We start from the raw sequence: 26,810 nt of genomic DNA on the forward strand, positions 1-26,810 counted from the left end.
AGCACCGCACCGCCCTACCGCGGGGTGGTCTCGTCCCCCTTGAACGGCTCGCCGTGGCCGGGCACGATCAGGTCCGCCGCGGCGAGCACCCGCAGTCGGGAGGCGCGCAGCACCTCGCGGTCCGGGGCCACCGGATCGTCCGCCGGGCCGTTGGCGTGCCACCACAGGTCGCCGGCGAAGGCCACCACGCCCGAGTCCGTGCCCGCCAGCAGCGTGATGTCCTCGTGGCTGTGGCCGGGGGTGCGGATCAGCCGTAGCGACGGGGTGAGTTCGTAGCCCTCCGCGTCGCGGTTCATCCACTGGTCACCCCGGTACTCCACCTTGTGGTCGTGCACCCGGGCACGGCCGAAGAGGCCCACGTTCATGGTGTTGTCCGGGTGGTGGTGGCTGAGCACCACGTCGGTGATGTCCTCGGGCCCGAGGCCCAGTTCCGCGAGCGGGGCAAGGATGTCGTCGTGGCTCGCCACCATGCCCGGGTCGAAGATCACGTGCCGTCCTGCATCGTGTACGTAGGAGACGGTCGCGGCCACTCCGGGGCCGGTGGAGCCCACGTAGCCAGTGGTCAGGACCTTGTATGCGGCGCTGCGGCCGAGCGGTGCGTCTGTCATGTCCTCAATCCTGCCGAGCACGGCGGGAGTTCACGAGTGGCACTGCTGCCTCTGATCGCAGGATTCGTGCCAGCCATGTGCCACACTGCGACCGTGCCGCCTTTCAAGACCGTTGCCGCGTACGTCCCTCCCGGTGCCGGCATGCTCGCCGTCGGCATCGTCACCGAGGTGTTCGGTCCCCACGGAGCGGCGCTGCCCGGTTTCGACCTCGCCCTGTGCGCCGACCGGCCCGGCCCGGTGCCCACGGACTGCGGCGTCCCGGTCTCCGTCACGCACGGACTGGACCGGCTCGCGGGCGCCGATCTGCTGATCGTCCTGCCCGGGGCAGAATTCCGTACCCCACCCGGTCCCGCCGTACTCGACGCGCTGAGGGCCGCGCACGGGCGCGGCGCCGTGGTCGCGGCCCACTGCGTCGGCACCTTCGCGCTCGCCGCCGCGGGACTGCTCGACGGCCGGAGGGCGACCACGCACTGGCGGTTCGCCGGGCTCCTCGCCGATCGCCACCCGGAGATCACCGTGGAACCCGACGCGCTGTACATCGACGAAGGGAGCATCGTCACGGGCGCGGGAGCCGCCGCGGGCTTCGACCTGTGCCTGCACCTGCTGCGGCGGGAGCACGGTTCCGCGCTGGCCAACGGCGTCGCCCGGGACATGGTGCTGCCGTCCCACCGCGACGGCGGGCAGGCCCAGTACCTGGCCGCGCCGGTCCCCGAGGACGGCCGGGACGAGCGGCTCGCCGCAGTCCTCGGCTGGGCCCGCGCACACCTCCACGAGCCCCTGCCCGTCACGGAACTGGCCCGCCGCGCGATGATGAGCAAACGTTCCTTCGCCCGCCGCTTCAACGCCGCGACCGGAACCACCCCGCACGCCTGGCTGCGGACCCTGCGACTGAGCAGAGCCGAGGAACTCCTCGAAACCACCGACCTCCCGGTCGAGGAGATCGCCCGCCGGGTCGGATACGGGAGCGCCGCGGTGCTGCGCGAACAATTCGTACGCCGCCGCGGCGTCCCGCCCCGTGCCTACCGCCGCGCCTTCGCCCGTACGACGTAGGAACCGGTTCTCCGCCCTGCCGGGAGACCGGCCTTCAGCTCCGTCGGGCCCCGCTGCTCAGAACGCCCATCGCGTATGGCTGTACACGCCGTCGTCCCGGCCGAAGCCGTACGCAGTGGTCGGGGTCACCGCGAAGACCACCGCGTCGCCCTTCCGGAACGCATCCCCGAGCCCGTGGAACGTGCCCTCGGGCGAGGTGATGTGGGCCCCGTACTTCGCCTCGTACGCCGCGATCACCTCCTCCAGCACCGCCGGATCGGCGACCGGCCCGGCCGTGCCCTCGACCACGAGGTCGAGCCCTTCGGTGAGGGAGTTTCCGCCGGTGGTCAGCGCACAGTGCCCGTCATGCGCGAGGTTCTTCGCCTTCTGCTCCCCCGCGCCGGTCGAGAAGTACAGCACTCCGTCGCGCCAGGCGGCGATCACGGGGGTGACGTGCAGCCGGCCGTCGGGTCGTACCGTGGACACCCAGAAGATCTCGGCGGCCTCCAACTGCCGCTGCGCCTCGGCCCATTCCGTCGCGGTGACGTCCGCGGCACCCGGGCGGGGATTGACCGCGGAGCTGTAGCGGGCGTCGAGCTCGGCCGTGGGGTGCTTCGCAGGTCCCTGTGCTGGCATGTCGGACCTCCTTCCTCTCCCCCTAACGACCGGCTGCCGACACGGAAACCGTCAACACGCCGTTTGCGCGTCAGGCTCCGGGACCGACGCCGCTCCAACCCCGCTCGAGGAGGTCGAAGGCGCGGGCCACCCTTTCGCGGTCGTCGGCGCGTCCGCGGGCCGTGCGGGGGGCTTCCAGGACGAAGTGGGCGAGCGCCGCGCAGTGCGGATCGTCGGCGGGGGCTCCGGTCGCCTCGGCGATGGCGTGTGCGAGCGCGGTTTCGTGGCGCAGCCACATGCGCTGGGCGTAGTCCCGCAAGGCGGGGGTGCCCTCCACGAGTTCGACGAAGGCGGCGAAGTCCGCGTCGCCGTCCCGGGCGCCGACCCGGTGGCGCAGTGCGTGCTCGCGCAGGGCCGCGAGTACGGACTGGCCCTGGGGCCTTTCGCGTACGGCGGCCAGTAGCCGGGCTTCCTGGTCGGCGTCCTCGTCGAAGACGAGGGCCTCTTTCACGGGGAAGTGCTTGAAGAGGGTGGTGGTGGACACGTCTGCCGCGTCGGCGATGTCGCGGATGCCGACCTGGTCGTAGCCGCGTTCGAGGAAGAGGCGCAGAGCGGCATCGGCCAGGGATTGCCGGGTGGCCGCCTTCTTGCGCTCGCGGCGCCCCGGCGGCATGTGGTTCGCGGTCGTCTCGCTCATGCCTCGACCCTACACCTTCGGTTGAGCAGCTTCAAAAGTTGAGTTGTTGCACTTTTGGATCGAGCGTGCTCTTCTGGAACGGCCCGGCCGCGTGGCACTCCCCGGCCGCAGCGTCCCCTTCTCCTGTCTGCCGAGCCCTCCCAGAACGGAGCACCACCATGAACAGCCCCACCACGCCCCGCATCGCGGTCATCGGCGGCGGCCCCGGCGGCCTGACCTGCGCCCGGATCCTCCAGCAGCACGGCATGGCCGTCACCGTCCACGAACGGGACACCTCCCGCTCCGCCCGCGATCAGGGCGGCACCCTCGACATGCACCCCGACTCCGGTCAGGCCGCCCTGCGCGAAGCCGGCCTGCTGGAGGAGTTCCTGGCACTGGCCCGGCCCGAAGGCCGGCAGATGCGCCTGGTCGGCCGTGACGGACGCGTCCTGCTCGACGTCATACCGCCCGCAGCCGAAGCCGGCACCCCTGCCGAAGACGGCAACCCGGAAATCGACCGCGGCCAGCTCCGCGACCTGCTGCTGGACTCACTCGAGCCCGACACCGTGCGCTGGAACCACAAGCTCGCACACGCCGAACCCCTCACCGGAGGCACCCACCGGCTGCATTTCGCCGACGGCACCGCCACCGAGGCCGACCTCGTCGTCGGAGCCGACGGCGCCTGGTCGCACGCCCGCCGCCTGCTCTCCGGCGCAGCACCGGTCTACACCGGCGTCACCTTCGTCGAAACCGGACTCGACGACGCCGACACCCGCCACCCCGCACTCGCCTCCCTCACCGGCGACGGCACCATGATGGCTCTCGACGACAACCGGGGCTTCGTCGCCCAGCGCAACAGCCACCAGCACATCCGCGTCTACATCGGCATGCGCACCGGACAGGACTGGTATCGGGAGGCCGATCTCGACCTGGCCGACGAAGGCGCCGTACGCGGAGCGCTGCTCCAGGAGTTCACCGGCTGGAGCCCCGACCTGCTCGGCTTCATCACCGACACCGACACCGGGTACGTCAACCGGCCGCTGTACGCACTGCCCGTCCCGCACACCTGGCAGCACACGCCCGGCCTCACCCTCCTCGGCGACGCCGCCCACCTCATGTCGCCGTTCTCCGGCATGGGCGCCAACCTCGCCATGCTCGACGGCGCCGACCTCGCCCGCGCCCTCATCGACAACGCCGCCGTCGACGACGCCGTCCGCGCCTACGAGGACCTCCTGCTGCCCCGCTCCAGGGAAGCGGCCGAAGGCGCCGCCGAGGGAATCGACAGCGCCTTCGCGCCCGACAGTGCCGCCCAGGTCCTCGCCCACATGTCCCGGAGCCACTAACGGCAGCCGCAGAACCGGCCCGGGGCAGGAACTCGGTGGCGAACTCGGGCCGCCGCAGACGAACATGCAGTCCATGAGCAGCCAACCCGCGCGATGGACCCAGGCAACCGTCTACCCCGACATGTGGGCCGACCCGGACGACGACCTCCGCAACAACGAGGACAGTCCGGAGGGCGAACTCGCCACGCTGCAGGACTTCCTGACGAACTACCGCATCACCCTACGGATGAAGTGCGAAGGTCTGGACGCGGAGCAACTGGCCCGCAGGTCGGTCCCGCCGTCGACGATGTCGCTCCTCGGCCTGATCCGGCACCTCGCCGAAGTGGAACGGGACTGGCGCAACTGGATCAGCGACGGTGACCCGCTGCCGAAGCTGTACGGCGAGAAGGATGCGGACTTCCACGGGGCGGTCGCCGAACAGGCCGTCGTCGACGCCGCGTACGTGGACCTGGAGCGCGAGCAGGCCGCCACCGACGCCGCGCTGGCCGAGCATCCGGACCTGGGCCGGCGTGTGGGCAAGGACGGGATCGCAGTCCGGGAGCTGATGGTGCACCGGATCGACGAGTACGCCCGTCACGCCGGGCACGCCGACCTGTTGCGCGAGTGCGTCGACGGCAGGGTGGGCCAGTGAGGCCGTCCTCGCACCGCTAACCGCATCAGACGGGGCGGGGCCCGTCGCTTCGACGGTCCTCGTCCTGCGGCCGCGGGCCAGCGGATGCGGGGCTCGTCAGCGGACGACGTCGAAGACGTTCTTCTGCAGGCCGTTGGCGTAGGCCTCGTGCTCGACCAGCTTCAGCTTCTGGGCGTCCTTGTCCGTGGCGCTGAACAGACGCTTGCCCGCGCCGAGCAGGAGCGGGAAGACGAGCAGGTGGTAGCGGTCGATCAGGCCGGCGTCCGAAAGGCTCCGGTTCAGGGAGGCGCTGCCGTGCACGATGATCGGGCCGCCGTCGGTCTCCTTCAGCGCGGCGACCTCGTCGAGCGAGCGCAGGATCGTGGTCTCGCCCCAGTTCGTCACCAGGTCGTCCTCGGTGAGCGTGGTGGAGACGACGTACTTGGGCATCACCTTGTAGTCGGCGAAGTCCGCCATGCCGGGCCACACCGGGCTGAAGGCCTCGTAGCTGGTCCGGCCCAGCATCATCGCGGTGGCTTCCTTCTGCTCGCGGCCCTTGATCTCGAACGCCTCGGGCAGGAACTCGATGTCCTTGAAGGTCCACCCGGAGTTCCGGTATCCGGGCTCGCCGCCCGGGGCCTCCACGACGCCGTCGAGCGAGATGAAGGCGGTGCTGATCAGGGTACGCATGTCAGGTTCCTCGGTGTCTCGTGTCTGGTTCTCGGCAGGTCACGTCGGGTGCAGCTGCAACCGCACTCGCGGCTCCGGCGCACCGTCCATGGTCTATGACTGCGGGTCGCGGAGAAACTCATCGGTCCCGATGACGATGACGTACGCCGGCCGGCGCCAGTGATCGTTCAGGGGCTCCCGGGACGGTGGAGTGATCCGGCTCACACCCTGTCACAGCGATCGATCGCGCGGTGTCTTGATGCCGAAGCCAAAAAACGAAGGAGACACCGTGACCGGGACCGGGAACACCGAAGTGATCGTGATCGGCGGCGGATACGCCGGGGTCATGGCGGCCAATCGACTGACGCAGCGCGACGACGTGAGCGTCACTCTGATCAACCCGCGCCCGACCTTCGTCGAGCGGATCCGCCTGCACCAGGTGGTGGGCGGGTCCCACGACGCGGTCGTCGACTACCGGGACGTGCTGGCCGAGGGCATCGCCCTGGTGGTCGACACCGTGACGCGGATCGACGCGGCCGGGCGCCGCGTGACGCTGGCGAGCGGCGGTGCGGTCGGCTACGACTACCTCATCTACGCGGTGGGCAGCGGCAGCGCCGACCCGCACGTGCCCGGAGCGGCCGAGTTCGCCCACCCCCTTGCCGATCTCGAGGAGGCACGGCAGCTGCGGCAGATCGTCGACGCCGCTCCCGCCACGGCTCCCATGACCGTCGTCGGAGCCGGTCCGACGGGCATCGAGACCGCCGCCGAGCTGGCGGAGGCGGGCCGGACCGTGACCCTGGTCTGCGGCGACGTACTGGGCCCGTACCTGCACCCGCGGGGCCGGCGCTCGGTCGCCGAGCGGCTGGCCGCACTCCGTGTGACCGTGATCGAAGGCCCCGGTGCAAAGGTGACGGCGGTGACGAGCGATGCCGTGGAACTCGCCGACGGCCGCAGGCTCCCGAGCACGGTGACCATCTGGACCGCCGGGTTCGGCGTGCCGGACCTGGCTGCGCGCAGCGGGCTGAGCACCGACGCCCTGGGCCGGCTGCTCACGGACGAGACCCTGACGAGCGTGGACGACGTACGCATCGTTGCGGCCGGGGATTCGGCGGCGCCGTCGGACCTGCCGTTCCGGATGAGCTGCCAGGCCGCCGAGCCGCTGGGCGGACACGCCGCCGACACGGTGCTCAACCGGATCGCGGGTGAGCAGCCTGCGCCGCTCGCAGTGGGGTTCGTCGGCCAGTGCATCAGTCTGGGCCGCCGGACCGGCATCTTCCAGGTCGCACGCAGGAACGACAGCGCGATGGGGCTCCACCTCGACGGTCGCCCTGCCGCGAAGCTCAAGGAGTTGATCTGCCGGGGCACCGTCAAGCAGCTGGCCAGCGAGGCGAGCAAGCCAGGTTCGTTCAAGTGGGCCTGGGCCAAGGACGACAAGCGTCAGTCCGTGCTGGAGGCCAGGCGGAGCGAGGCACTGACCACCCGCTGACCGGACGGATGATCAGATCGCACGCCTGCCCACGAACGAGAGAGCGAGACATGAGCGACCACGCCCCCGACCCGGCGACCGAGACGTTCGTCGCCCACCGCAACCTGCTCTTCACCGTCGCCTACGAGATGCTCGGATCGGCGACCGACGCGGAAGACGTCCTCCAGGAGACCTGGCTGCGGTGGGTCGAGGTCGACTTGGAGCAGGTACGCGACCAGCGCGCGTACCTGGTCCGGATCACGACCCGGCAGGCGCTCAACCGGCTGCGTACGATGAGCCGCCGCAAGGAGGCGTACGTCGGCCCCTGGCTGCCCGAGCCGCTGCTCACCGCGCCGGACGTGGCCGAGGACGCCGAGCTCGCCGAGAGCGTGTCGATGGCGATGATGCTCGTCCTCGAGACGCTGTCGCCGACGGAGCGCGCCGTCTTCGTACTGCGCGAGGCCTTCGACGTCAGCTACGAGGAGATCGCGGCGGCCGTCGACAAGAGCCCGGCGGCCGTCCGCCAGATCGCGCACCGCGCCCGCCGGCACGTCGATGCACGCCGCCCTCGCGAGGTGGTCTCCCCGAGCCAGACCCGGGCGGTCCTGGAGTCGTTCCGGCGTGCGCTCGACACCGGGGACCTGCAGGGCCTCCTCGACGTACTCGCCCCTGAGGCCGTCCTGGTGAGCGACGGCGGCGGCATCAAGCAGGCCGCGCCGCGGCCGATCATCAGCGGTGACAAGGTGGCCCGCTTCATCCTCGGCGGCGCCGCCAAGAACGGAGCCGCGCTCACCAGCGACCCCACCGTGGTCAACGGCAACCCGGCACTCGTCCTGCGCCTGAACGGCGAGATCGACGGCATCCTGGCGATCCGTGTCGAGGACGCCCGCATCACCGGCCTCTACTACGTCCGCAACCCGGAGAAGCTGTCCCGCGTCGAGTCCGAGACCCCGCTCACCCTGCGGTGAACCCTTGCCCCCACCGGCAAGCCGACCGCCCCGCGTGGGCTGCGGACCCCCGTCCCCCAGCCCACGGCCGGGGCGGTCCAGCTCCCGGCGCATCGCGCCCCCGGCAGGGGGCGCGACGGCGGCTCAGCGAGCTAGACGTGAAGCGTCGAGCTATTGAGCCACGATGCATCTAGCGGACTAGATGGCTGGATGAACATACGTCGTCCCACATACGCCCTGTCAAGCGACTGACGAGGCGCGTGTGGGCCGACGTGGCGTGGGTCACTTTCCCCGGTGTCCGCTAGCCGGGTAGACGGACTTCGTTGCACTGTGTGGCGAGATCCATCTAGGCCGGTAGATAATGCGGATGGTGGTCCAGCAGTGGACCAGGGGATCCAGCAGGAGACGGGAGCAGTGACGGTGATGGGTGAGGAGACCCCCACCGGCCGGCGAGACACCATGGGCGACCGCCTCGGTTTCTTGATCGAGACGATCCACCCGGCGGGCCGCGGTCCGTACACGTACCAAGAGATCGCCGACGGCACGAAGCAGCTGCCCGGCCCCTCCGTCTCGCACGGCACGGTCCAGACCATCCGCTTGAACAACAATCCGAACCCCGGTATCGACTCGATCCGCGCGATCGCCAACTTCTTCGGCGTCACCGTCGGATACCTCGCCGACGGCGAGAACGCCGACGCGATCGAGCAGCGGATCGAGGAGAGGATCTCGCGGCTCCGCGAGGAGATGGGCAAGGCCGCCGCGGCCGACGAGTTCGCCCAGGTCCTGGAAGACGAGCAGGTCAAGGCCGCGGCCTTCCGCCTCAATGGGCTGTCCGCCGGGTCCATGAGGTCCGTCACCGGTCTGATCAAGCAGCTCCGGAAGGCCGAAGGGCTGCCGGACGTGAAGCCCCGCCGTCGGCGCCCCAAGGAATCGTGAGACGCGATTCAGCCACACGACCCGCGTAAACAAGCGTGTTTCGGTCTGTCGATACGCCCTTTTTCCGCCACCGCATGCTTCCGGCTACCCTCAAGCCGATCAGGAGTGCGAAACAGGCGAACGGCATGGAGCAGTTGAGCTCCACACCGGAGAGAGCTGACGGGCGGGGAGTGCGGCTATGCGGCGGTGGTGGAAGCGCGCCGATGCGGAGTGCACCGCCGTTGCCGACCAACTCGTCATCCCCCAGCCGTTCGACCTCGAGGTCTTCTGCGCAGGCATAGCCGAACAGCGCGGCCGGCCACTGATCCTGCTCCCTCTCGACGGGCCTCCCGACCCGGCCCTGCCGTGCGGGATCTGGCTCGGCCTGGAGGTCGCGGACCTCGTCTTCTACGACGCCGTCGCGGCCGAGATCCTCAAGGTGCAGATCGTCCTCCACGAGATCTCCCACATGCTGCTCGGTCATGTCGCTCCCGAACTCGACCTGCCGGCACAGCCGTCCGAGGGCGAGATCGCCCGCGCCTCCGAGCACTTCCACCACCTGCTGGCGCGCACCCGGACGACCGTCTCCGGTCTCGACCGCCCCGATCTCCCCGTGGCCTCGATCATCCGCGCCGAGGCGGCCCGGATCAGGAGCGTGGCCCGCATGACCGAATCGATCGACGAGCAACTCGGCCTCGACATCGACCGCCTGGCGCACCTCATGGGGCGGAGCAAGTTCGCGAGCCCGCAGGAGCGACAGGCAGAGACCCTGGCCACGCTCATCCACGAGCGGGCCGGCCGCTACACGACGCAGTCGACCTCCAGCGAGGCCGAGGACCGTCTCGTACGCCTCCATGACGCCCTCGGGCACCCCGTTCGAAACACGTGGTCGTGAAGTGAAGCACCTCGAAATCGCCGTCTTGATCATGCTCTGGGCGGTGACGGTCTGGCGGGCCCCCTCAGCCGTCCGCACCGTCAAGCAACGCGCTCTGTGGATGGCGTTCGCCGCCCTGGCCCTCTCCATGACGCTCCGTCTCCCCGGGCTGATGCACGCCTTGGACGACCGGGCGGGAGTCAACAACCTGTCCACCCTCGTCAAACACTGGCTGGGCGTGATCGCGGCCGGCGCAGTCGTCGACTTCGTCGTCGCCATCGCCCGGCCGGAGACCGGCAGCGGCCGTCGGCTGCGAGCCCGCCACTACGTCGCCCTGACCGCGATGACGGCCATGGCGGTGCTCTTCGTCTTCTTCGTGCCGCGGCCCCACGAGATGACCGAATTCTTCGAGGAGAGCGCGGGCAACGGCTGGGCCACGGCCTACTACCTCGTCTTCGTCACCTACCTCGGCATCGCGATGGCCACCGCCACCTGGCTCTTCTGGGGGAGCGCGCGGCACGCCAGTGCCCGATGGCTGCGGACCGGCGTACGCCTCATGGGCATCGGAACCGCCGTCGGCGTCCTCTACACCCTGGTGCGGTCCGGGTACTTGACGAGCCGTCTCGTCGGCCTCACGGACAGCACCGGCGACATCGCGGTCGAGGACGCCACCGACGCCCTGAAGTACGTCGCGATCGGCTTCATCCTCGTCGGAAGCAGCATCCCCGCGTTCGGCGTGGCCTGGCGCACCGTCCAGGACGGCCGGCACCACCGGCAGCTCCAGCCGCTGTGGCAGGACCTGACCGCGGTCACTCCCGACATCGTCCTCAAGGCCGGGCTCCTGCGCAGCCCGCGCCTGCGGCTGTACCGGCGGGTGATCGAGATACGCGACGCCGCCCTGGCCCTGGACGCCTACGCCGACGGCGGCGTACGCGAGCGGGCGCAGCGCGCCGCGCGGCGGGCAGGGTTCGACCCGGCGACGAGTCCGGCGGCCGAAGCCCTCTGGATGCGGGCAGCACGCGAGGGCAAGGCCCGCGGCGCCCTGCCCGCAGGAAGCACCCAGGAGCCCGGCAGCGTCGGAATCGACGACCTCGACTTCGCCACCGAGGTTGCGCGGCTCATCCAGCTCGCCCGGGTCTACCACTCCCCCGTGGCCGACGCATTCCTCAGCACGACCAGCAAGGAGGCAACGGCGTGACGACCACGATCACCCCGGTCACCCGGCCCGACGAGTCCCGGGCCGCACGCCTGATCACCGACGGTCTCGATCCCAAGACCTGGATCATCGCCGACACCGTCCTCATCGGCTGGCACACCGGCCGCTTCGCCGGGATCGGATGGGGCCTCCTCGGCTGCCTGTTCGCCGCGGTCATTCCGCTGGCCTTCATCAAGTACGGCATCCGCCGCGGCCGCTGGGCCGACCGGCACGTCGGCCCACGGCCGCAGCGCATCATCGTGATGACCTTCGTCAGCGGGTCGGTCGCCACCGGTATCGCGTTGCTGTGGGCCTTCAGCGCCCCCCGGACCATGATTGCGCTGATCGCGGCGATGCTGGTCACGCTGGCGGTCCTCCTCGCGGTGACCCCTGCCTGGAAGATCAGCGTGCATGCCGCCGTCTCCTCCGGAAGCGTCGCGATGCTCGCCATGACGTACGGGCCCTGGGTGCTCCTCGCCTACCCGGTGGTCGCCGTCGTCGGCTGGTCCCGGGTCGAGCTCGAGGACCACACCCTGGCCCAGGTCCTCGCGGGCGCTGCCGTGGGCGCGGCCGTCGCAGCCGGTACCTTCGCGCTGGTCCGATAGACGGCGGGCACCGACAGCAAGGCGGCAGGCACCGACGGCGCGAGGGCGGCACCCGTGACGGTGCCGCGGAAAGACCGTGAGCGCCGCGTCAGGTGCGGCCTTCGCCCTCCTGGGCGGACTCGAGCTCCGGCGCCTTCGCGGCCCAGTCCGCCAGGACCACCTTGAAGCCCGCGGCGCGCGCCGCCTGGCAGACGAGCTCGTCGTCGTCCACGAGCATCCGCACCTCGCGGCCCCGGGCGATCCGCCGCAGCACCTCCAGCTTGGTGGTCCGGGCCGGCCTGCGGTCCTGGTTCCCGCGCATCCACACCCGCCCCTCCGGCAGCCCGTGCCGGTCCAGCCACTCCTCCGTGTCCGCGCGGCACCGCTCCGGGCGCCCGGTCAGGTACACGACCTCGCAGTCGGCCGCCTGCCCGACCGCCAGTGCCACCCCGCGCGCGAGCGGCGGGTCGGCCGGGGCCGCGCCGAAGAAGCCGTCCCAGTCCCGGGGGCGGCGCTCCAGGAAGTGCTGGCGGTGGTCGGTGTCGGCCAGGGTGTTGTCGATGTCGAAGACGGCCAGCGGCGGACGGTGGTTGCTGTCACTCATGCAGGCCAGAGTAGGCAGGGAATCGTTTCGGCGCGTGTGCGTTACAACCTTGCGTGATCCGGAAACTCTCCATCCTCGACCGGTCCCGCACCCGCGAGGGGCACCCCGCCCCGCAGGCCCTGCGCGACACCGTGGAGCTCGCCCGTGCGGCGGAGCGGCTCGGCTACCACCGCTTCTGGGTGTCCGAGCACCACAGCGTCCCCGGAGTCGCGGGCTCCGCGCCCACCGTCCTGGCCGCGGCCGTCGCCGGGGCCACCCGACGGATCCGGGTCGGCACCGGCGGGGTGATGCTGCCCAACCACCAACCGCTGGTGGTCGCCGAGCAGTTCGGGGTCCTGGAGTCGCTGTTCCCGGGCCGGATCGACATGGGGCTCGGCCGCTCGGTCGGCTTCACCGGCGGGATCCGCCGGGCGCTGGGCCGGGACACCGGGGACGCCGACCGGTTCGAGGAGCAGCTGGCGGAGCTGCTGGGCTGGCTCGACGGCACCCAGCGGGCGCACCCCGAGGTGCACGCGCGCCCGGCGGAGGGGCTGCGGATCCCGGCGTACGTGCTGGCCACCGGCGAGGGCGCCGGGATCGCGGCCCGGGCCGGACTGCCGCTGGTGGTGGGTGACCTGCGGGCCCGGGGCCGGATCACGGAGATCATCGGGCGCTACCGCGAGGAGTTCCGCCCCTCGGCCGGCGGCTCCGAGCCGTACGTGATGGTCTCCGGGACGGTGGCCGTGGCGCCGACCCCGGAGGAGGCCCGGCGCATCCTGGTCCCGGAGGCGTGGTCCCTCGCGTACTCCCGCACCCGTGGCAGCTTCCCGCCGCTGCGCCCGGCGCAGGAGATCGAGGCCATGGCCATGACCCCGAAGGAACGGGAGCTGTACGAGGGCGGGCTCGCCGGGCACATCCACGGCACCGAGGAGCAGGTCGCGGCGCAGCTCGCCGAGGTGGCCGAGCTGACCGGCGCGGACGAGCTGCTGGTCACCACGTCCACGTACGACCGCGTGGCGCTGCTGGACTCGTTCGAGCGGCTGGCCCGGGTGGCGGGGCTGTGATCCGGGGCGGACCGTCGAAGCGGCCCGTGCGCGCCGCCCGCGCGGGGGCCCCGTAAACTGGGACGAATGCACCACTCCACCGCCACCGAACCCCAGGCCCACCACGACTCCTTCGTACGGGTGAGGGGTGCCCGGGAGCACAACCTGCGCGGCGTCGACGTGGACATTCCGCGCGACGCGCTGACCGTGTTCACCGGCGTCTCCGGCTCCGGCAAGAGCTCGCTGGCCTTCGGCACGCTCTACGCCGAGGCCCAGCGCCGGTACTTCGAGTCGGTGGCCCCGTACGCCCGCCGCCTGATCCACCAGGTCGGCGCCCCGAAGGTGGATTCCGTCACCGGGCTGCCGCCCGCCGTCTCGCTGGAGCAGCGGCGCTCCTCCCCCGGCTCGCGGTCCTCGGTCGGGACGGTGACCCTGCTGTCCAACTCCCTGCGCATGCTGTACTCCCGCGCCGGGACCTATCCTCCGGGTGCCGAACGGCTCGACTCCGACGCCTTCTCCCCCAACACCGCCGCCGGGGCCTGCCCGTCCTGCCACGGCCTCGGCAGCATCCACCGCACCAGCGAGGAACTCCTCGTTCCGGACCCGGGGCTGTCGATCCGCCAGGGTGCCATCGCGGCCTGGCCCGGCGCCTGGCAGGGCAAGAACCTCCGGGACATCCTGGAGGTGCTCGGGTACGACGTGGACGCGCCCTGGCGGGAGTTGGCGGCGAAGGACCGCGAGTGGATCCTGTTCACCGACGAGCAGCCGGTGGTCACCGTGCACCCGGTGCGGGACGCGGACCGGATCCAGCGGCCCTACCAGGGCACGTACATGAGCGCCCACCGCTATGTGATGCGGACCTTCTCGGACAGCAAGAGCGCCACGCTGCGCGCCCGCGCCGAGCGGTTCCTCGCCGATTCCCCGTGCCCGGTGTGCGCGGGGCGGCGGCTGCGGCCCGAGGCACTGGCCGTGACGTTCGCGGGCCGCACCATCGCGGAGCTGGCGGCGCTGCCGCTGACCGCCCTGGACGGCGTACTGGCCACCGCGGCCCCGGACGGCGAAGCGTCCCGGGTGCTCGCCGAGGACCTGCGGTCCCGCATCGGGCCCGTCGTGGAGCTCGGGCTCGGGTACCTGAGCCTGGACCGCACCGCACCCACCCTGTCGGCGGGCGAGCTGCAGCGGCTGAGGCTGGCGACGCAGCTGCGGTCCGGGCTGTTCGGGGTGGTGTACGTACTGGACGAGCCGTCGGCGGGGCTGCACCCGGCCGACACGGAGGCGCTGCTCGGCGTGCTGGACCGGCTCAAGGCGGCGGGGAACACGGTGTTCGTGGTGGAGCACCACCTGGATGTGGTGCGGCATGCGGACTGGCTGGTGGACGTGGGTCCGCTGGCCGGGGAGCACGGCGGGCGGGTGCTGTACAGCGGGCCGCCGCAGGAGCTGGCCGGTGTGGCGGCGTCGGCGACGGCCCGCCACCTGTTCGCCGAGCCGGGGGCAGGGCCGGTGCGGGAGGTTCGGGAGGCGACCGGTTCGGTGCGGCTCACCGGTGTAGACCGGCACAACCTGCAGGGCGTGGACGCCGAGTTCCCGCTCGGGGTGTTCACCGCCGTGACGGGGGTGTCGGGGTCCGGCAAGTCCACGCTGGTGGGCCAGGTGCTCGCCCGGGAGGTCGGCGAGCGGCTCACGGATCCGGGGTACCCGGTGCGTCGGCTGGTGGAGGTGGACCAGAAGCCGATCGGCCGGACGCCGCGGTCCAACCTGGCCACGTACACGGGGCTGTTCGACGTGGTGCGCAAGCTGTTCACGGCGGCTCCGCAGGCACGGGCGCGCGGCTGGAAGGCGGGCCGGTTCTCCTTCAACGTGCCGGGCGGCCGGTGCGAGACCTGCACGGGCGAGGGATTCGTCTCGGTGGAGCTGCTGTTCCTGCCGAGTACGTACGCGCCGTGCCCGGAGTGCGCCGGGGCCCGCTACAACACCGAGACCCTGCAGGTGCGGTACGAGGGGCTCGACATCGCGGAGGTGCTGGCGCTGACGGTGGAGTCCGCGGCCTCGTTCTTCGCGCAGGTCCCGGCGGCTTCGCGCAGCCTGCGGGCGCTGGAGGACATCGGGCTGGGCTATCTGCGGCTGGGGCAGCCGGCCACGGAGCTGTCGGGCGGCGAGGCGCAGCGGATCAAGCTGGCCACGGAACTCCAGCGGCAGCGCCGCGACCACACCCTGTACGTACTGGACGAGCCGACGACGGGGCTGCATCCGGCCGATGTGCAGGTGCTGCTGCGGCAGTTGCACGGGCTGGTGGAGGCCGGGCACTCGGTGGTGGTCGTCGAACACGACATGGAGGTGGTGGCGGGCGCGGACTGGGTGATCGACCTGGGTCCGGGCGGCGGCGCCGACGGCGGCCGGATCGTCGCGTCGGGCCCGCCCGCTCGGGTGGCCCGCACGGCGGCGAGCCGCACCGCCCCTTACCTGGCCCGCGCGCTGGAGCGGGGATCCCGGTAGGACCCCCCGGATCCGGGGAGCAGGCCGAAGACGGCGATGCACGCGGCCCACACCACGGCCAGTCCGAACAGCACGAGCAGCAGCCACGGCCAGCCGCCCCGGACCTGTTCCAGCTCCCAGGCCCGCAGCTGCACCCTGCAGTGCGCGTTCACCGCGTCGTCGGTCATGCCGCACAGCGGCTCGGGTTCGGCCGCGGGGAGGACCGTCGCCTGTGCCTGGCCCGCGGGGGCGGGCGGGAGGAGTTCGGGGTGGGCGTCGAGCCAGGCGGTGAAGGTGTCGCGCATGGCTGCGTGGCCGCGTTCGTTCGGGTGCAGGCTGTTGTGGAGCCACTTGGCGGGGCTGAAGCGCTGTGCGGCGAGCCCGTTGACCGTCTCGATGTCCAGGAAGTTGACTCCGGCTGCGCCCTTTCTGCGCTCGCACAGCTGGAGCCGGTGCGTGGCGAAGCTGTCCTTCATCTCGGCCATGTAGGTGATGCCCGCCGTGTCGGCCGCCTGGCGCATCGTGGTGTCGATCTGTTCCACGAACGTGCGGATGAAATCGCGCTCGGCCTTCGTCAGGGCCACTCCGCTGCAGCGGCCGGCTGCGGCGATCGGCTGCGGGTAGGGCACGGCCACGATGGGCACGTCGGCGGGCACGGCCTGCCGCAGGGAGCGGTAGGTCGCGATGAGGTCCTGGCGGACCTTCGGCAGGTTGTTCAGGAACAGGGACCTGCGGGTCTCGCAGTCGCCGGGCGCGAGGCACGCCTCCCCGAGGATGGCGAACCCGGCGTCGTTGCCGCCCAGCGCGACGATGACGAGGGCCGGGTGGAACGAGGACACCACGCCTTTCAACTGGTCGATCTGGGTCCCCGGTTCGCCCGGCTGCACGCGGGAGCGGCCGGCTCCGGAGCGGGGGTTGACGTTGTAGGTCCGCGCGCCGGAGCAGGCGAGGAACAGCACGCGGTCGAACCGCGGGCCGGCGGCGACGAGTCCGACCGCGTAGGCGGAGGGCGAGCGCCGGCATTCGTTGCGGCCGCCGTCGTCGGTTCCCTCGAAGTAGCTGCTCGCGCCCTCGCCCGACATGTAGGAGTCGCCCAGGGCCACGAGGACGCGCTGTCCGCCTGCGGGGTCGAGGGCCTGGGGGTGGCGGTGCTCCGGGGGCGCCGCCGCGAGGAGGCACAGCCCCGCGAGGACGAGGGCGACGTCGGCGTGCGTGTTGGAGACGATGGCCGCCAGCAGGAACAGCGCCGCCGCGACGAGCACCGCACTCAGCACCCAGTCCCGCTGCACGAGCCACAGGCAGCACAGGACGACTGCGGCGGTGACGACGAGGCCGAGGATCCCGATGACCCCCACACCGGCCCCGGGCCCCGCGGCGGAGCGCCGCGCCCGCAGGAGGCGCACGCCCCACTCGGACAGGAGGTTGAGGCTCAGCGGGAGGCACACGAAGAGGGCCGCGCCGAGGCCGATGAGCAGGCCGACGTAGAGACCGCCCTTGGCCTCGGGCAGCACGAGGGCCGCGATGACCGCCACCACCGCGGTCAAGGCCATGAGGGCCGCGCCCCACAGCAGCAGCGCCCTCCTCGGCCGGCCCGGTTCGACTCCGCGCCACGCTTCGATGAACCAGCCCAGACCGAGCAGCAGGAGCACCGACCCGACGAGCGGCAGGGCGTCCCCCTCCACTCCCGCCAGGTGGAGGACGAGTACCACCACTCCGGACGTGGTCAGCAGGCCGCCCGCCCGGAGCAGCCAGCGCGGGACGCGCCCGCCGGGGCCCGGCTCGTGACCTGAGCCCAGCTGCCGTCCGACGAAGACGGCACTGCAGACCCCGAAGAAACCCAGAGCCGCATACAGCTCGAGGAGCGGTACTCCGCGGCTGGACTCCACGACGAGCACCACGGCGCCCACGACGAACAGCGCCCGCGGCCCCCACCACATCAGCATGCCGCGCCGGTCCCGCCTGCCGACCGGCGCTGCCGGCTCGCCACCGTGCATGTCCCTGCACCCTTCTCTGCCGGTCGGACGACGACGCTCGGACCACGTCGGCCTGGGCCTGACGGGCTACGCATCCCCCGGCAGCAGGTGCTGCGGAAGTTCGCGGAAGCTCCACCGGCCCTGCCGGCGGGTGAACAGCCAGACCAGGTCGTAGCGGTCGGGCCAGGCGGCGGGGATGCCGAGCACCTGGTGGGCGCCGAGGGAGCGGATCAGGCGGGGGACGCCGGTGTGCTCCCAGCAGACGAGTACGGGCATACGGGCGGCCAGCACGGCCTGGGCCAGGGCCGGTTCGGCTCCGACGGCGAACTCGGCGCGCAGCGGGGTGCGCAGGGTCGCGGCCAGCGGCTCGACCGTCTGGCGGCAGCGGTCGGGGGCTCCGGCCGGGCCGCCGGCCGCGAAGACGACCGCGGGGCGGGGCAGCGTGGAACCGCCGGCCGGCGGGAAGAGGCGGTGCAGTTCCTCGGCGCGCCGGCGGCCGCGCCCGGCGAGGGATCCGGGGTGCTCGTTGCCGTCCTCGTCTTCGCCCAGGTCCCCCGCGTACGGCTTCTCCGCGTGCCGGATCACCATGACGAGGGCGTCCTTCGGTGCGGGTTTCGGGCCGTGGGCCGAGGTGCCCGACGGGTCCTGCGCGGAGCAGCCGGCCATCGCGAGCGGGGCGAGGGCGGCGGCCGCCAGGAGGGTGCGGCGGCGCGGTCCGGACCCGGCGGGGGCTTGTGGCATGGGGCCCACTGTCCCCCACGGGCCGGACGCGGGCGGGGTGCGGCGCGTCGTACGGCGGCCACGAGCGCCCGGTCGGCCGATCACATCCGCCGATCGGGTCAGCGCGCCGGGTCGGCCCGTCGGGTCAGCCCGTCGGGTCAGCCGGTCGGCCGGGGCTTCTCGTACGGGGAGGGCACCGGGAAGTACGCCTCCAGGAACGCGGTGACCGCGCGCTGCTGCTCCCGGGGCGACAGGCCGGGTCCGGCGTCGTCGTCGGCGAGGCAGAACGCGTCGGCCGAGCGGTCGGCGGCGAGGCCGGGCAGCCGGTCGATCTCGTCGGCCCGGCCCGTGCTGATGTACGCGTGGACCAGTTCGCCCTCGACCGCGCGGGCGTCGGCGAGGGCGAGGTGGGAGGCGAGGGTGACGGGCGCGAGGTCCTCAGCGCTGCGGAAGACGGAGCGGCTGGTGGTGGTGAGCCGGCCGGGCAGCCGTTCCTCGACGTGGGCGAAGAGGGAGCGGCTGAGCGGGTACGGGGTGTGGGCCAGGATGTGCGGGTAGGTGCGGCCCACGGCCTGTTCCACCGCGCGGCGGGTGGCCTTCTGGGAGGCGGTGAAGACGTCGTCGTCATCGCTCGGGGCGTCGGGGGCCACGGCCCGCCGGTCGTGGAAGACCTTGGGCAGTCCGGAGGAGAGGAAGTAGTTCTGCGGGCACTGGGGGCGGCCGAGGAAGATGTCGTCGTTGAAGTAGAGGAAGTGCTCGGCGAGGCCGGGGATGCGGTGGAGCTGGCTCTCGATGGCGTGGGAGTTGAACACCGGGAGGCCGGCGGGGTCGGCGAACAGCTCGCGGTGGTCGACGACGGTCAGCCGGGGGTGGTCGGTGGCGAGCCAGGGCGGGGTCTGTTCGTCGGTGACGATGAAGACGCGGCGGATCCAGGGCGCGTGGGCGGCGATGGAGCGCAGGCAGTAGCGGAGTTCGCCACGGTCGCGGTAGCGGTTCTCGGCGTGGTCGACGAGGGCGTGGCCACGGGTGCCGGCCTCGGCCGCGGCGGCATGGTCCCGGCGGCGGCGCCAGGCGGGGTCGGCGGCGTCGACCCAGGTGATCACGGCGTCGACGGGGAAGTCGATGTCGTCGGGGAAGCGGCCTGCGAAGGCGTCGACGACGGGGTGGTCGCGGTCGCCGACGCGGAGGGTGGCGGTGGCTTCGAGCGTCGGCACCCACCAGCCGTACGGGGTCTCGCGCAGGCCGGCGATCGCGCCGATGCCGGAATCTGCGGCTTCCCAGAACTCCAGGTCGCAGCCGGTGTCGGGGCCGTAGGCCAGGGTCCGGCCGGAGGTGACGACCGGCTGGAAGAGGCGGACGCCCTTGATCTTCGGGTGCGGCGGGTCGGCGGGCCCGGACTCGCGGGCCGCGACCGCTTCGGGGAGTGCCTCGGCGAGGACCTCCCCCGCTTCCCCGCCGTCGCCGTCGCCGTCGCCGAGGAGCAGGGCGTACACCGGGAGCCCGGTGAAGGCCGCGGCGCATGCCTTCAGGGCGGCGGCGCGGTCGTCCGGGGCGATGGCCACCCGGTGCCGCAGCCCGCCGTCGGGGACCAGTCCGTACGGGACGGCCGCCGCTTCGAGTGCCTCGGCGACCGCGTTCAGGCCGGCGTCCCGGGCGCCGGCGGGCAGCAGGTCGTCGCGGACCCGGGCGAGCCGGCCGCGGTGCCGGACCAGGCCCGGCGTTCGCTCCAGCAGTTCGTCCTCGCGGGTCCGGCCGGCCGGGGGCGGCGCCTGGCCCCCGCTCCCGGTGCGCTCCCGCTGGGCGGCGTCCGGCTGTTTCGGTACGCCGCCGGGCCGGCGCAGCGTCCGTGCGATCCGGCGCAGGCCGACGGGAAAGGGGATACGGGAAGGGCCCTGCATATACGACCTCGCGAGACGGCGCCGGTGTGCGGCACCCGAGGATGCGGGCGGCACCCGGCGTGAGGGGGTGCGGTGCCGTCCGGCAGGCAGGGGCGGATGCCTCGTTCACCTCCACCTTTCCCGTCGTTCATTTTTCACGCAAGTGTCTGGAGTCCCTTTGTCCGCATCTCACAGGGACTTCTCAGATGCGGCGCTCCCGGTGCGCCTGCGTCATCCTCGGTGCTCGTGGAGCCTCATGCTCCGTTCTTGCGGACCGCCCGCAGCCACTCGCGGTTCATGGCGGCGATGGACGGCAGCGGGATGCCCTTGGGGCAGGCCGTGGCGCACTCCCCGGTGAGGGTGCAGCCGCCGAAACCCTCGCCGTCCATCTGGGCCACCATGTCCAGTACGCGGGTCTCCCGCTCGGGCGAGCCCTGCGGCAGCACGTTCAGATGGTTGACCTTGGCGGAGGTGAAGAGCATCGCGGAACCGTTGGGGCAGGCCGCCACGCAGGCCCCGCAGCCGATGCACTCGGCGTGCTCGAACGCGAAGTCGGCGTCGGCCTTGGGCACGGCGGTGGCGTGCGCCTCGGGGGCCGATCCGGTCGGGGCGGTGACGTAGCCGCCTGCCTGGATGATCCGGTCGAAGGCGCTGCGGTCCACGACGAGGTCCTTGACCACGGGGAAGGCGGCGGCCCGCCAGGGCTCGACGTCGATGGTGTCGCCGTCGGCGAAGGACCGCATGTGGAGCTGGCAGGTGGTGGTGCGCTCGGGACCGTGGGCGTCGCCGTTGATCACGAGGCTGCACGCGCCGCAGATGCCCTCGCGGCAGTCGTGGTCGAAGGCGACCGGGTCCTCGCCGCGCAGGATGAGGTCCTCGTTGAGGGTGTCGAGCATCTCCAGGAACGACATGTCGCGGGATATGCCGTCGACCTCGTACGTGACCATGGCGCCGGGGGTGTCGGGGTTCTGCTGGCGCCAGACGCGCAGGTTGAGCCTCATGCGTAGCTCCGCTGGGTGGGGTGGACGTACTCGAAGACGAGGTCTTCCTTGTGCAGGACGGGGGCCGCGCCGGTGCCCTGGTATTGCCAGGCGGCGACGTAGCCGAACTCCTCGTCGCGGCGGGCGGCCTCGCCGTCCGGGGTTTGGGACTCCTCGCGGAAGTGGCCGCCGCAGGACTCGGCGCGGTGCAGGGCGTCGAGGCACATCAGCTCGGCGAGCTCCAGGTAGTCGACGATGCGGTTGGCCTTCTCGAGGGACTGGTTGAACTCCTCGCCGCTGCCCGGGACCTTGATCCGCTTCCAGAACTCCTCGCGGATGTGCGGGATCCGCTCCAGCGCCTTGCGCAGGCCCTCCTCGGTGCGGGACATGCCGCAGTACTCCCACATGAGCTCGCCGATCTCGCGGTGGAAGGAGTCGGGGGTGCGGTCGCCGTCGACGGCGAGCAGCTTGGCGAGGCAGTCGCGGGTCTCGCGGATCGCGGCCGCGGCCTCGGGGTGGCTGTCGTCGACGGCTTCCCGGTGCGGGTGGCGGGCCAGGTAGTCGTTGATGGTGGAGGGGAGGACGAAGTAGCCGTCGCCGAGGCCCTGCATCAGGGCGGAGGCGCCGAGGCGGTTGGCCCCGTGGTCGGAGAAGTTGGCCTCGCCGATCGCGAAGAGGCCCGGGACGGTGGTCTGGAGGTCGTAGTCGACCCACAGGCCGCCCATCGTGTAGTGCACGGCGGGGTAGATCCGCATGGGGACCTCGTACGGGTTCTCCGCGGTGATCCGCTCGTACATCTCGAAGAGGTTGCCGTACTTCTCGGCGACCTCGTCCCGGCCCATGCGGCGGATGGCGTCGGCGAAGTCGAGGTAGACGCCCTGGCCGCCGGGGCCGACGCCGCGGCCCTCGTCGCAGACGTTCTTGGCGGCGCGCGAGGCGATGTCGCGGGGCACGAGGTTGCCGAAGGAGGGGTAGATCCGCTCCAGGTAGTAGTCGCGCTCCGCCTCGGGGATCTCGGCGGCGGGGCGGGTGTCGCCCTGGGCCTTGGGGACCCAGATGCGGCCGTCGTTGCGCAGGGACTCGCTCATCAGCGTGAGCTTGGACTGGTGGTCGCCGGTGCGCGGGATGCAGGTGGGGTGGATCTGGGTGAAGCAGGGATTGGCGAAGTACGCGCCGCGCCGGTGCGCCCGCCAGATGGCGGTCGCGTTGGAGTTCATGGCGTTGGTGGAGAGGTAGAAGACGTTGCCGTATCCGCCGCTGGCCAGGACGACGGCGTCGGCGTAGTACGTGTCGATGCTGCCGGTGACCAGGTCGCGGGCGACGATGCCGCGGGCCACACCGTCGACCGTGATCAGGTCGAGCATCTCGGTGCGGGCGTGCATCTCGACGTTGCCGGCGGCGATCTGCCGGGACAGCGCCTGGTAGGCGCCGAGGAGGAGCTGCTGGCCCGTCTGGCCGCGGGCGTAGAAGGTACGGGAGACCTGGACGCCGCCGAAGGAGCGAGTGTCGAGGAGGCCGCCGTACTCGCGGGCGAAGGGGACGCCCTGGGCCACGCACTGGTCGATGATCTCGACGGAGATCTGGGCGAGACGGTGGACGTTTGACTCGCGGGCGCGGAAGTCGCCGCCCTTGACGGTGTCGTAGAAGAGGCGGTGCACCGAGTCGCCGTCGTTGCGGTAGTTCTTGGCGGCGTTGATGCCCCCCTGCGCGGCGATGGAATGGGCCCGGCGCGGGGAGTCGGAGAAGCAGAACTGGACGACGTGGTAGCCCTGTTCGGCGAGGGTGGCGCCGGCTGCCCCGCCGGCCAGGCCGGTACCTACGACGATCACGGTGTGCTTGCGGCGGTTGGCCGGGTTGACGAGCTTGGCCTCGAAGCGGCGGCGGTCCCAGCGTTCGGCGATGGGTCCTGCGGGGGCCTTGGTGTCGGCGATCGGCTCGCCGGTGCCGTAGTGGGTGTAGTCGGTGTGCGCGTGGTCGTTGCTCATGTCAGCTCACCACTCCGGTCATGACGGCGACGGGTACGGAGACGAAGCCCGCGAAGAGGACGAGGGCCAGGGCGTTGGCGAGGAGCTTCAGCGCCCGGTCGCGGCGGGCGTTGCCCGCGCCGAGGGTCTGGGCAGCGCTCCAGAAGCCGTGCCGGACGTGCATCGCGAGCGCGGCCATCGCCACGATGTAGATGGTGTTCCCGTACCAGGTGGAGAAGGTGGCGAGGACGTTCTCGTAGGGGTGGCCGGCCCATGCGCGCTCGTTGACGGTGAGCGTGGTGAGGTCGAGCAGGTGCCAGACGATGAACAGGGCGAGGATGACGCCGCCCCAGCGCATGGTGCGCGTGGCGTAGCTCGCGCGGCGGCGCTTGTGGGCGTACCTGACCGGGCGGGCCTTGATGTCGCGGCGGCTGAGCTGGTACGCGGACACGGCGTGTGCGACGACGGCGGCGAGCAGGATGACGCGGGCCGCCCACAGGCCCCAGTGGCTGTGCAGGAAGGGCTCGCCCATGTGGCGGAGCCAGTGCGCGTACCCGTTGAAATCCCCCGGGCCGAAGAAGATCTTGAGGTTGCCGATCATGTGGACGACCAGATAGCCGAGCATGATCAGCCCGGACACCGCCATCACGGACTTCTTGCCGACGGTGGAGTCCCAGAGCGTGCGCGTGGTGGACGGTCGTCGGCCCGTCCGCGTTGCCAGAGCCATGTCACAGACGGTAAGGACCAAGTCCCAAGAGGTCCAAGACATGATGGCGCTGATCTCGATAGAGGGTCCCTATGTAGGGCGTATCCTGGGGGGATGCAGTTCCAGCAGCTCCTGTACTTCGTGGCCGTCGCCGAGACCCGGCACTTCACACGGGCCGCGGAGCGGGTCCACGTCGCCCAGCCGTCGCTCTCGCAGCAGATCAAGGCGCTCGAACGGGAGCTGGGGGCGGAGCTCTTCAGCCGGGCGCGGGGCAACATCGCGCTCACCGACGCGGGCGAGGCGCTCCTGCCGCTGGCCCGGCGGATCCTGGCCGACGCGGACACCGCACGGCTCGAGGTGCAGGAACTGGCGCAGCTGCGGCGCGGGCGGGTCCGGCTGGGGGCCACGCCGAGCGTGTGCACGGGCCTGCTGCCGCATGTGCTCCGGGCTTTCCACACCGCCCATCCGGGGATCGAGCTGCTGATCGAGGAGAGCGGCTCGCTGGACCTCGTACGGGAACTCGCGCGCGGGGCCCTGGACTTGGCGCTGATCGCGCTGCCGCTGCCGCCCTCGGCTCCGGCTCTGACCACGGTGGAGCTGCTGACGGAGGACCTGGTGGTGGTCTCCTCGGCGGAGCTGCCGCCTCCGGCGGGCGGTGACCCGCTCACGGTGTCCGCGCTGCGCGACGAGCCGATGGTGATGTTCCGCCACGGCTACGACCTGCGGGACCTGACGGTGGCCGCCTGCAGGGCGGAGGGCTTCGAGCCCGTGTTCACGGTGGAGGGCGGGGAGATGGACGCGATCCTGGGCTTCGTCCGCGCAGGGCTTGGCCTCGCGGTGGTTCCGGCGATGGTCGTCGACCATGCCGGCCCGGGGCTGCGCGCCACCCCCCTGGCGGGCTCCCCGCTGCGCCGCACGATCGCCCTGGCCCACCGCACGGACGTCGCTCCCCCACGCGCGGCCCGCGAGCTGAAGCGCATCCTGCTGGGCTGAGCCGGTCGCGCCTCGCCCAGGGCGGCGTCAGGCCCTCCGTCAAGGCCGCGCCGGGGCCGCGGGGAGGGTCTGGTCGAGGCCGTCGGCCAGCATCGCGAAGGCCTGGTCGGCGTCGGCCACGGCCGCCGGGTGGGCCTCGTCGGCGCTCTGGCCCGCATCCATGCGGCGATAGTTCTCCCGGCCCAGCTCGTGGCGGACCGCCACCAGGTGCACCGCCGCCAGCCGGGCGATGAGCGGCGGGACCGACTCCGCCTCGAGCACGGCGGCGAGCAGCTCCACCTCACGGTCGGTGTAGTGGGCCATCCGGCTCTCCAGGCTGGCGGTGGAGTAGAGCAGCCGCTGGAACGCGAGCACCCCGGGATGGTCGCACAGCCCGGTGATCGGGTCCCGTTCGGCGAGGGCCGCCAGGAAGTGCGCACGCACCGCGCCCACCGGCGTCTGACCGGCAGGGCGCTCGCGCACGATGCGGGCCGCCTCGTCCTGATGGTCGGCGAACCGGTCGAGGACCAGGTCCTCCTTGCTCGGGAAGTACCGGAAGAGGGTGGGCTTGGAGACCTCGGCCGCGGCGGCGACATCTGCCACCGACACGGCATCGAAGCCCCGCTCCAGGAAGAGTTCCAGCGCCGTTGCCGCCAGCTGGCGACGCGTACGGAGCTTCTTGTTCTCGCGCAGACCCGTCGTGTTCTCCATGCGCCCAGCATACCACAAATTCGTGACCCGGTAATTTTCTTGACCAGGTTGCATTTTCCGTCGGGAGCCGCTTTCCTTGAGACGTCGAGGAGCACATCGACGAGCACATCGACGAGCAGCACATCGACACAGATCGATGAGGAAAGGACATCCGATGACCGACGTACTGATCGTGGGCTCCGGCCCCACGGGACTGACCCTGGCCTGTGAACTCGCCCTCGGCGGAGCCTCCGTCCGCGTCATCGAGGGACGCACCGCACCGCACCGCGAGTCCCGTGGAAAGGGGCTCTGGCCGAGCAGCCTCGAGGTCTTGGAAGGGCTCGGCGTGGCCGAGCCCCTGAGGGCCGTCGGCAGCAGTGAGGTGGTCCTGCGCAAGTACTTCGACGGGGCGCACGTCAACGACACCCCCATGCCCGGCAGCGGCCTGCTGATAGGGCAGTGGCAGATCCAAGAGGCGCTGCGCGACCGGCTCGCCGGCCTGGGAGTGCGGGTCGAGTACGGGTCCCGGCTCGCCGGGATCGCCCAGGACGCGGCCGGGGTCCGCGCGGAGCTGGCGGACGGCACCGTGATCGGGGCCCGCTATCTCGCCGGGTGCGACGGCGGGCGCAGCACCACCCGCAAGCTCCTCGGCATCCCCTTCGAGGGCAGTGGGGAGGAGGAGCCCGCGATGGTCATCGGGGACGTCCGGGCCCCGGGGCTCAGCCGGGACTTCTGGCACCAGTGGTTCACCTCGGAAGGCGGCGGGATACTGCTCTGTCCGATGCCGGGGACGGACACCTTCCAGCTGCAGGCCCCACCCGAGCAGGACGAGCGGGGCGGACTGCTGCCGCCCTCGCTGGAGAGTTTCCAGCGACTGTTCGACCGCCATGCCCGGATGCCGGGGATCCGGCTCGCGGATGCCACCTGGCTCTCCGCCTGGCGGGTCAACGTCCGCATGGCCACCCGGATACGGGAGGGCCGGGTGTTCCTCGCCGGGGACGCCGCGCATGTCCACCCCATAGCCGGCGGGCTCGGCATGAACACCGGCATCCAGGACGCGGCCGCCCTCAGCCGGACGCTGGCCGCGGCCCTGGCCGGGCGGGCCGGTGAGGGGGTGCTCGACGCGTACGAGGCGGAGCGGCTGCCGGTGGCCGCCGAGGTCCTGGCCGACACGTCACGGCGGTACGAGCGGGTCATGGCTGCCGTCCGGACTCCCGGCCGGGGAACGGAGGCCGGCCTGGACTGACCGGCCCGGCCGGGCCTCCGTCGGCCGCGGCGGGCTCCGGATCCGGCTCCGGTC

General features: G+C 71.9%; 25 protein-coding genes. 13 read left to right on the forward strand and 12 right to left on the reverse strand.

The genetic code is table 11. The features are described from left to right. Positions 1 to 14: 14 nt before the first annotated feature. A complete protein-coding gene (locus AB5J51_RS07985; RefSeq protein WP_369777289.1) occupies positions 15 to 608 on the reverse strand; it encodes an MBL fold metallo-hydrolase in 594 nt (197 codons plus the stop codon). A 141-nt stretch (positions 609 to 749) separates the two neighbouring features. On the opposite strand from AB5J51_RS07985, the gene AB5J51_RS07990 reads away from it, so the two are divergent. Beyond that, positions 750 to 1,658: a GlxA family transcriptional regulator gene (locus AB5J51_RS07990; protein WP_133899632.1), complete on the forward strand. Its 909-nt coding sequence runs from the start codon at positions 750 to 752 to the stop codon at positions 1,656 to 1,658. Positions 1,659 to 1,715: 57 nt separating this feature from the next. On the opposite strand, the gene AB5J51_RS07995 is transcribed toward AB5J51_RS07990, so the two are convergent. Both AB5J51_RS07995 and AB5J51_RS08000 read right to left on the reverse strand, forming a co-directional pair. After that, on the reverse strand, positions 1,716 to 2,273 hold the full coding sequence (locus AB5J51_RS07995; protein WP_136225088.1) for a pyridoxamine 5'-phosphate oxidase family protein: 558 nt from the start codon (positions 2,271 to 2,273) through the stop codon (positions 1,716 to 1,718). Between the two features lie 70 nt (positions 2,274 to 2,343). Continuing rightward, positions 2,344 to 2,949: a TetR/AcrR family transcriptional regulator gene (locus tag AB5J51_RS08000; protein WP_136225089.1), complete on the reverse strand. Its 606-nt coding sequence runs from the start codon at positions 2,947 to 2,949 to the stop codon at positions 2,344 to 2,346. Between the two features lie 158 nt (positions 2,950 to 3,107). Between AB5J51_RS08000 and AB5J51_RS08005 the strand changes: the two genes are divergently transcribed. After that, positions 3,108 to 4,271, forward strand: coding sequence for an FAD-dependent oxidoreductase (locus tag AB5J51_RS08005; protein WP_369777290.1), 1,164 nt, complete (start codon positions 3,108 to 3,110; stop codon positions 4,269 to 4,271). Positions 4,272 to 4,335: 64 nt separating this feature from the next. Beyond that, positions 4,336 to 4,902: a DinB family protein gene (locus tag AB5J51_RS08010; RefSeq protein ID WP_136225091.1), complete on the forward strand. Its 567-nt coding sequence runs from the start codon at positions 4,336 to 4,338 to the stop codon at positions 4,900 to 4,902. Between the two features lie 96 nt (positions 4,903 to 4,998). Here AB5J51_RS08010 and AB5J51_RS08015 read toward each other — a convergent pair whose 3' ends face one another. Further along, positions 4,999 to 5,571, reverse strand: coding sequence for a dihydrofolate reductase family protein (locus AB5J51_RS08015; RefSeq protein WP_136225092.1), 573 nt, complete (start codon positions 5,569 to 5,571; stop codon positions 4,999 to 5,001). Positions 5,572 to 5,896: 325 nt separating this feature from the next. Here AB5J51_RS08015 and AB5J51_RS08020 point away from each other — a divergent pair, with 325 nt between their 5' ends. The 6 genes from AB5J51_RS08020 (at position 5,897) to AB5J51_RS08045 (ending at position 11,551) form a co-directional block, all read left to right on the forward strand. Further along, positions 5,897 to 7,036 (forward strand): NAD(P)/FAD-dependent oxidoreductase, encoded by a 1,140-nt coding sequence (locus AB5J51_RS08020; protein WP_369780231.1) that lies wholly within the window; start codon positions 5,897 to 5,899, stop codon positions 7,034 to 7,036. A 50-nt stretch (positions 7,037 to 7,086) separates the two neighbouring features. Further along, the gene (locus tag AB5J51_RS08025) at positions 7,087 to 7,983 is read left to right on the forward strand and encodes an RNA polymerase sigma-70 factor (RefSeq protein ID WP_369777291.1); all 897 of its coding nucleotides are present in this window, start codon (positions 7,087 to 7,089) and stop codon (positions 7,981 to 7,983) included. 360 nt (positions 7,984 to 8,343) lie between these two features. After that, positions 8,344 to 8,898 carry an XRE family transcriptional regulator gene (locus AB5J51_RS08030; protein WP_369777292.1) on the forward strand — a complete coding sequence of 185 codons (555 nt, stop codon included), beginning with the start codon at positions 8,344 to 8,346 and terminating at the stop codon, positions 8,896 to 8,898. A gap of 178 nt (positions 8,899 to 9,076) precedes the next feature. Then, positions 9,077 to 9,772 (forward strand): hypothetical protein, encoded by a 696-nt coding sequence (locus AB5J51_RS08035; RefSeq protein WP_136225095.1) that lies wholly within the window; start codon positions 9,077 to 9,079, stop codon positions 9,770 to 9,772. Position 9,773: 1 nt separating this feature from the next. Then, complete coding sequence (locus tag AB5J51_RS08040; protein ID WP_136225096.1) at positions 9,774 to 10,949, forward strand: MAB_1171c family putative transporter; 1,176 nt, start codon at positions 9,774 to 9,776, stop codon at positions 10,947 to 10,949. Then, entirely contained in the window at positions 10,946 to 11,551 is a 606-nt protein-coding gene (locus AB5J51_RS08045; RefSeq protein ID WP_133896237.1) for a hypothetical protein, read from the forward strand. Before AB5J51_RS08040 ends, AB5J51_RS08045 begins: the two co-directional genes overlap by 4 nt. 88 nt (positions 11,552 to 11,639) lie before the next feature. Here AB5J51_RS08045 and AB5J51_RS08050 read toward each other — a convergent pair whose 3' ends face one another. Then, positions 11,640 to 12,134 (reverse strand): nucleotidase, encoded by a 495-nt coding sequence (locus AB5J51_RS08050; RefSeq protein ID WP_053789564.1) that lies wholly within the window; start codon positions 12,132 to 12,134, stop codon positions 11,640 to 11,642. Positions 12,135 to 12,187: 53 nt separating this feature from the next. Here AB5J51_RS08050 and AB5J51_RS08055 point away from each other — a divergent pair, with 53 nt between their 5' ends. Beyond that, a complete protein-coding gene (locus tag AB5J51_RS08055) occupies positions 12,188 to 13,177 on the forward strand; it encodes an LLM class flavin-dependent oxidoreductase (protein WP_369777293.1) in 990 nt (329 codons plus the stop codon). A 66-nt stretch (positions 13,178 to 13,243) separates the two neighbouring features. Then, positions 13,244 to 15,649 (forward strand): excinuclease ABC subunit UvrA, encoded by a 2,406-nt coding sequence (locus AB5J51_RS08060; RefSeq protein WP_053789566.1) that lies wholly within the window; start codon positions 13,244 to 13,246, stop codon positions 15,647 to 15,649. On the opposite strand, the gene AB5J51_RS08065 is transcribed toward AB5J51_RS08060, so the two are convergent. The 6 genes from AB5J51_RS08065 to AB5J51_RS08090 form a co-directional block, all read right to left on the reverse strand. Next, entirely contained in the window at positions 15,613 to 17,622 is a 2,010-nt protein-coding gene (locus AB5J51_RS08065; protein ID WP_369777294.1) for an SGNH/GDSL hydrolase family protein, read from the reverse strand. The genes AB5J51_RS08060 and AB5J51_RS08065 overlap by 37 nt on opposite strands. A 66-nt stretch (positions 17,623 to 17,688) precedes the next feature. Further along, the gene (locus AB5J51_RS08070; protein ID WP_243878841.1) at positions 17,689 to 18,342 is read right to left on the reverse strand and encodes a hypothetical protein; all 654 of its coding nucleotides are present in this window, start codon (positions 18,340 to 18,342) and stop codon (positions 17,689 to 17,691) included. Between the two features lie 137 nt (positions 18,343 to 18,479). After that, positions 18,480 to 20,219 carry a stealth conserved region 3 domain-containing protein gene (locus AB5J51_RS08075; RefSeq protein WP_369777295.1) on the reverse strand — a complete coding sequence of 580 codons (1,740 nt, stop codon included), beginning with the start codon at positions 20,217 to 20,219 and terminating at the stop codon, positions 18,480 to 18,482. A 233-nt stretch (positions 20,220 to 20,452) separates the two neighbouring features. Continuing rightward, positions 20,453 to 21,199 (reverse strand): succinate dehydrogenase/fumarate reductase iron-sulfur subunit, encoded by a 747-nt coding sequence (locus AB5J51_RS08080; RefSeq protein WP_030301212.1) that lies wholly within the window; start codon positions 21,197 to 21,199, stop codon positions 20,453 to 20,455. Then, positions 21,196 to 23,163 (reverse strand): fumarate reductase/succinate dehydrogenase flavoprotein subunit, encoded by a 1,968-nt coding sequence (locus AB5J51_RS08085; RefSeq protein WP_133896243.1) that lies wholly within the window; start codon positions 23,161 to 23,163, stop codon positions 21,196 to 21,198. The genes AB5J51_RS08080 and AB5J51_RS08085 overlap by 4 nt, the downstream gene beginning before the upstream one ends. Before the next feature lies 1 nt (position 23,164). After that, entirely contained in the window at positions 23,165 to 23,869 is a 705-nt protein-coding gene (locus AB5J51_RS08090; protein WP_053789570.1) for a succinate dehydrogenase cytochrome b subunit, read from the reverse strand. Between the two features lie 93 nt (positions 23,870 to 23,962). Between AB5J51_RS08090 and AB5J51_RS08095 the strand changes: the two genes are divergently transcribed. Then, a complete protein-coding gene (locus AB5J51_RS08095; RefSeq protein WP_053789571.1) occupies positions 23,963 to 24,841 on the forward strand; it encodes a LysR family transcriptional regulator in 879 nt (292 codons plus the stop codon). Positions 24,842 to 24,880: 39 nt separating this feature from the next. Here AB5J51_RS08095 and AB5J51_RS08100 read toward each other — a convergent pair whose 3' ends face one another. After that, positions 24,881 to 25,531 (reverse strand): TetR/AcrR family transcriptional regulator, encoded by a 651-nt coding sequence (locus AB5J51_RS08100; protein WP_136225102.1) that lies wholly within the window; start codon positions 25,529 to 25,531, stop codon positions 24,881 to 24,883. A gap of 154 nt (positions 25,532 to 25,685) precedes the next feature. Between AB5J51_RS08100 and AB5J51_RS08105 the strand changes: the two genes are divergently transcribed. Then, positions 25,686 to 26,756, forward strand: a complete 1,071-nt coding sequence (locus AB5J51_RS08105) for an FAD-dependent monooxygenase (protein ID WP_136225103.1) — start codon at positions 25,686 to 25,688, stop codon at positions 26,754 to 26,756. The last annotated feature ends 54 nt before the right edge of the window (positions 26,757 to 26,810 follow it).

It is taken from the genome of Streptomyces sp. R33 (assembly GCF_041200175.1).
Taxonomy (GTDB): Bacteria; Actinomycetota; Actinomycetes; order Streptomycetales; family Streptomycetaceae; genus Streptomyces; species Streptomyces katrae_B.

Excerpts from the sequence above, each read along its gene's own strand:
- AB5J51_RS07985 (WP_369777289.1), bottom strand. The coding sequence starts at position 608 with ATGACAGACGCACCGCTCGGCCGCAGCGCCGCATACAAGGTCCTGACC.
- AB5J51_RS07990 (WP_133899632.1), top strand. The coding sequence starts at position 750 with ATGCTCGCCGTCGGCATCGTCACCGAGGTGTTCGGTCCCCACGGAGCG.
- AB5J51_RS07995 (WP_136225088.1), bottom strand. The coding sequence starts at position 2,273 with ATGCCAGCACAGGGACCTGCGAAGCACCCCACGGCCGAGCTCGACGCC.
- AB5J51_RS08000 (WP_136225089.1), bottom strand. The coding sequence starts at position 2,949 with ATGAGCGAGACGACCGCGAACCACATGCCGCCGGGGCGCCGCGAGCGC.
- AB5J51_RS08005 (WP_369777290.1), top strand. The coding sequence starts at position 3,108 with ATGAACAGCCCCACCACGCCCCGCATCGCGGTCATCGGCGGCGGCCCC.
- AB5J51_RS08010 (WP_136225091.1), top strand. The coding sequence starts at position 4,336 with ATGCAGTCCATGAGCAGCCAACCCGCGCGATGGACCCAGGCAACCGTC.
- AB5J51_RS08015 (WP_136225092.1), bottom strand. The coding sequence starts at position 5,571 with ATGCGTACCCTGATCAGCACCGCCTTCATCTCGCTCGACGGCGTCGTG.
- AB5J51_RS08020 (WP_369780231.1), top strand. The coding sequence starts at position 5,897 with ATGGCGGCCAATCGACTGACGCAGCGCGACGACGTGAGCGTCACTCTG.
- AB5J51_RS08025 (WP_369777291.1), top strand. The coding sequence starts at position 7,087 with ATGAGCGACCACGCCCCCGACCCGGCGACCGAGACGTTCGTCGCCCAC.
- AB5J51_RS08035 (WP_136225095.1), top strand. The coding sequence starts at position 9,077 with ATGCGGCGGTGGTGGAAGCGCGCCGATGCGGAGTGCACCGCCGTTGCC.
- AB5J51_RS08050 (WP_053789564.1), bottom strand. The coding sequence starts at position 12,134 with ATGAGTGACAGCAACCACCGTCCGCCGCTGGCCGTCTTCGACATCGAC.
- AB5J51_RS08060 (WP_053789566.1), top strand. The coding sequence starts at position 13,244 with ATGCACCACTCCACCGCCACCGAACCCCAGGCCCACCACGACTCCTTC.
- AB5J51_RS08065 (WP_369777294.1), bottom strand. The coding sequence starts at position 17,622 with ATGCACGGTGGCGAGCCGGCAGCGCCGGTCGGCAGGCGGGACCGGCGC.
- AB5J51_RS08070 (WP_243878841.1), bottom strand. The coding sequence starts at position 18,342 with ATGCCACAAGCCCCCGCCGGGTCCGGACCGCGCCGCCGCACCCTCCTG.
- AB5J51_RS08075 (WP_369777295.1), bottom strand. The coding sequence starts at position 20,219 with ATGCAGGGCCCTTCCCGTATCCCCTTTCCCGTCGGCCTGCGCCGGATC.
- AB5J51_RS08080 (WP_030301212.1), bottom strand. The coding sequence starts at position 21,199 with ATGAGGCTCAACCTGCGCGTCTGGCGCCAGCAGAACCCCGACACCCCC.
- AB5J51_RS08085 (WP_133896243.1), bottom strand. The coding sequence starts at position 23,163 with ATGAGCAACGACCACGCGCACACCGACTACACCCACTACGGCACCGGC.
- AB5J51_RS08090 (WP_053789570.1), bottom strand. The coding sequence starts at position 23,869 with ATGGCTCTGGCAACGCGGACGGGCCGACGACCGTCCACCACGCGCACG.
- AB5J51_RS08095 (WP_053789571.1), top strand. The coding sequence starts at position 23,963 with ATGCAGTTCCAGCAGCTCCTGTACTTCGTGGCCGTCGCCGAGACCCGG.
- AB5J51_RS08100 (WP_136225102.1), bottom strand. The coding sequence starts at position 25,531 with ATGGAGAACACGACGGGTCTGCGCGAGAACAAGAAGCTCCGTACGCGT.
- AB5J51_RS08105 (WP_136225103.1), top strand. The coding sequence starts at position 25,686 with ATGACCGACGTACTGATCGTGGGCTCCGGCCCCACGGGACTGACCCTG.